The sequence below is a fragment of the Mycobacterium sp. genome (assembly GCF_046091765.1).
GTDB lineage: Bacteria > Actinomycetota > Actinomycetes > Mycobacteriales > Mycobacteriaceae > Mycobacterium.
The window spans coordinates 1-3,868 of sequence record NZ_JBJTCF010000062.1; the positions used below are offsets into that span (position 1 = coordinate 1).

The 3,868-nt window shown below is 70.3% G+C and carries 4 protein-coding genes; 3 read left to right on the forward strand and 1 reads right to left on the reverse strand.

Translation table 11 applies throughout. From position 1 onward, the window contains the following. Positions 1-307 (forward strand): hypothetical protein (locus tag ACKOB8_RS06890; protein WP_526376474.1); only part of this gene is annotated, 307 nt, incomplete at its 5' end. Here ACKOB8_RS06890 and ACKOB8_RS06895 read toward each other — a convergent pair. Further along, a complete protein-coding gene (locus tag ACKOB8_RS06895; RefSeq protein ID WP_526376475.1) occupies positions 287-2,230 on the reverse strand; it encodes a heavy metal translocating P-type ATPase in 1,944 nt (647 codons plus the stop codon). The two genes, ACKOB8_RS06890 and ACKOB8_RS06895, sit on opposite strands and share 21 nt — an antisense overlap. Positions 2,231-2,407: 177 nt before the next feature. On the opposite strand from ACKOB8_RS06895, the gene ACKOB8_RS06900 reads away from it, so the two are divergent. Together ACKOB8_RS06900 and ACKOB8_RS06905 are read left to right on the forward strand one after the other, a co-directional pair. Continuing rightward, positions 2,408-2,761: a hypothetical protein gene (locus ACKOB8_RS06900; RefSeq protein WP_526376476.1), complete on the forward strand. Its 354-nt coding sequence runs from the start codon at positions 2,408-2,410 to the stop codon at positions 2,759-2,761. 158 nt (positions 2,762-2,919) lie between these two features. Further along, positions 2,920-3,868: NADP-dependent isocitrate dehydrogenase (locus tag ACKOB8_RS06905; RefSeq protein WP_526376477.1), on the forward strand; the 949-nt coding region annotated here is incomplete at its 3' end.

Consider the following 3,868-nt stretch of genomic DNA (forward strand, 5'->3'; position numbering starts at 1 on the left):
GTACACCGCCTGCCCGCACTGCCAGGGGCGCGGCATCGTCAAGAATCCCCGCACGGTCTCCGTCGAGGTGCAGCGCAAGCTGCTCAGCGTCATCCGGCGCCTGCGCGAGACGCACGGTCCCGACAAGGAGCTGGAGATCAACATCCTGCTCCACCCGGTCAACCTCGAGCGCATCGTCACCGAGGACCGCGACTTCTTCCGGGACCTGATGAAGTCGTGCAGGGTGAAGCTGGGCACCAAGGCCGACCCCACCTACAGCGTCGAGTTCTTCCGCCTCTTCGACGCCTCAGGACGGGAGCTGCGCTGAGCGGCGTCCCGGCCGGAAGGCCAGCAGGCGCAGTCCGTTGAGGCACACCAGCACGGTGCTGCCCTCATGGACGGCCACGCCGACCGTGAGCGGCGCTCCCGCCGCCACGACGTAGGCCGCCATGCCGAGGGCGGCGACGACCGACAGCGTGACGTTGACGCGGATCGCCCGTCGGGCCGCCCGGCTGAGTTCGATGGCGTCGACCAGTCGGCCGATGCGGTCGTCGGGCAGGACCACGTCGCTCGATTCGAGCGCGGCGTCGCTGCCCCGCGCCCCCATGCCCACCGCCACGTCGGCCGCGGCCAGCCCGGGCGCGTCGTTCACCCCGTCCCCGACCATCGCGACCACGTGGCCGCCCGCCGAGAGGCCGCGGATCGCGGCCATCTTGGCGTCCGGCGTGAGCGCCGCGCGGTAGTCGCGCACCCCGAGCTGCTTCGCCGCGGCCGCGGCGGCCTCCTCGCGGTCGCCGGTCAGCATCAGGGTGCGGATGCCCCGGCGACCCAGTTCGGCCAGCATGGGCGCGCTCTCCTCCCGGATGCGGTCGATCAGCGTGACCCGCACGGAGACCGTCCCGTCCGAAGCCCAGACTTCGCTGACGATCGCTCCCGGATCGACCGCCGCCGGGGGCAGTCCGGGACAGCCCGCGAATTCCCGGGTGCCCGCGGCCCAGCGCCGTCCCGCGACCGTGCCCGAGACGCCCTGGCCCGGCGAGACCGACAGGCCTTCGACCGGCGTCATCGACGCGCCCTCCTTCTCGCAGGCGCGGATCACGGCCGGTGCGAAAGGGTGCGTCGTGCCCGCCTCCAGGGAGAGCAGGGCGGAGAGCGACCGGACGCGGTCGGCCTCCGGCGGAGTCACCTCGATGCTCGCCACGTCGGGTTCGCCGGCCGTGAGCGTGCCCGTCTTGTCGAAGCACACGCAGTCGACGTCGGCCAGCCGCTCGACGGCCGCGCCGCCGCGGAAGAGGATGCCGTTGCGCGCGCCGGCGGCGATGGCGGCGAGCACCGCCGAGGGCACGGAGAGCACCAGCGCGCAGGGGCTGAGCACGACCAGCAGGGTGAGCGAGCGGTAGAGGGCCGACTCCTCGCCGCCCGTCGCCGGCGACCCCAGGGCGACCCTCGCCGCGAAGAACGCCGCGCTGGCCGCCAGCGTGAAGACGGCGTAGCGGTCGCCCCAGCGGTCGATGGCCCGCTGGGCGGGCGCCTTGCTATCCTGCGCCTCCCGGATGAGGCGCACGATGCGGTGCAACGCGCTGTCCTCCTGCGTCCGTACGACCCTGGCCGTCAGCCGCCCCCAGCCGTTGAGCGTGCCGCCCGACAGCGGGTCGCCCGGCCCCTTGCGCACCGGCCGCGCCTCGCCCGTGAGCGTCGACTCGTCCGCCTCGCTCTCCCCGGCCTCGGTGCGGCAGTCGGCCGGCACCAGCTCGCCCGGCAGCACGGCCACGAGGTCGCCGGGCCGGAGTGACTCGACCGGCACCATGCTCTCAGTCCCGTCCGCGCCGATCAGCCGCGCCCGCCGCGGCGAGCGGTCCAGCAGCGCCTCGATGGCGCCGCGCGACCGCTCCATCGCGTACCGCTCGATCGCGCCCGCGGCCGAGAACAGGAACAGCAGCAGCGTCGCCTCGAGCGGCTGGCCCAGCGCCCAGGCCCCGCCCGCGGCGAGCAGCATCAGCAGATGCACGTCGGCCCGGCCGCCGCGGAGCGACTTCCACGCTTCGCGGGCGGCGTCCCAGCCGCCGGCCGCGCAGGCGAGGACGGCCAGCGGACGGCCCGCGGCGCCGTCCGCGGCGAAAGCCAGCGCGCCGCAGGCGCCGCACGCCGCGGCCAGGGCGGCCTCGCGTCTCCACCTCGCGGTCGTTCCGCGCACCGCGTCCTGAGTGGTCATCGCGGCGCTGACGATGCGGCGCGCGTGACGTTCCGTCAACCGCGCGCGCGTATCCGAATCGCGTTTACATCGGGCGCCGCGCGCGCCTCGGACGCGTCGCGCCGGGGAGGGTGAAATTTCCTCTTGCGCATCCGCGCGCATCTCCTAATAAGGATGACAAGAGTTAACCGCGACGTGACGAACCGAACCGAACCCCTCAGCGAAAGTCTCATCACCGTGTCGCTTCCCGAGAAGCTCCACTCCGAGACCGTCGCCTTCCAGCAGAGGTCGGGCTTCGCCACGCTCTCCCAGGCAATCCGGCACGCGCTGGACCGCTACACTGACTCCCGTCCCGACCTGGAGGCCTCCCGGTCGCGCCAAGTTTCTTTCCGAGTACCGTCGGAGCTCCGCAGCAGGATCACCCGCCAGGCGCGCAACGCCCGGGTGAGCGTGGGGCGAATCGTCAGGGTGGCGCTTCAGGCGCTGCCCTTTAACCCAACAACGACCCAAAATAAGGAAAAAACTATGGCTAAGAAGAAGGCCGCCAAGAAGAAGGGCGCCAAGAAGGCCAAAAAGTCCAAGAAGAAGTAATTCTTCTTAGACTTTCCGTCCTCCGGGGCGGATGGCGCCGGCTCCGCCGGTCAAACAAGGACCCTCGCAAGGGGGTCCTTTTCTTTTGCCTTTTCGCCCGGACGCCCGAATCGGCTTGAAACCGCTCGTCCGGAAGCGGTTTCCTGTGGCACTTAGCCATGAGCAACCCCTCCTCCGGACGCATCACCATCTCCCAGGGCAGGCTGAACGTCCCCGACCGCCCCGTCATCCCCTTCATCGAGGGGGACGGCACGGGTCCGGACATCTGGCGCGCCTCCGTGCGTGTCCTCGACGCCGCGGTCGCCAAGGCCTACGCCGGCCGCCGGCAGATCCAGTGGCTCGAGGTCCTCGCGGGCGAGAAGGCCTTCAACCGGACCCAGAACTGGCTGCCCGAAGAGACGCTCACGGCCTTCCGCGAGTACCTCGTCGGCATCAAGGGCCCGCTCACCACGCCCACCGGCGGCGGCATCCGCTCCCTCAACGTCGCCCTGCGCCAGCAGCTCGACCTCTACGTCTGCCTCCGCCCCGTGCAGTGGTTCACCGGCGTGCCTTCGCCGGTCAAGAATCCGGGCAAGGTCGACATGGTGATCTTCCGTGAGAACACCGAGGACATCTACGCCGGCATCGACTTCGAAGCCGGTTCCGAGATCGCCCTCAAGACCCTCGAGTTCATCAAGACCAACTTCCCCAAGGAGTTTAAGAAGATCCGTTTCGGCGGCGAGCAGCCCGCCACGGTCGGCTTCGGCATCAAGCCGGTCTCCCGTCCGGGTTCGGAGCGCCTCATCCGCTCGGCGATCCAGTACGCCATCGAGAACGACCGCAAGTCCGTGACCCTGGTGCACAAGGGCAACATCATGAAGTACACCGAAGGGGCCTTCCGCGACTGGGGCTACGAACTGGCTACCACCGAGTTTCGCCAGGAGTGCGTTACGGAGCGGGAGTCCTGGGTGCTGGGGAACCGGGAGGCCAACCCCGATCTGTCGGTGGAGGACAACGCCCGCCAGATCGAACCGGGCTACGATGCCCTCACACCGGAGAAAAAGGCGGCGGTCTGTGGCGAGGTACAGGCCATTTTAGACGCCATCTGGGCTACCCATGGCCAGGGAC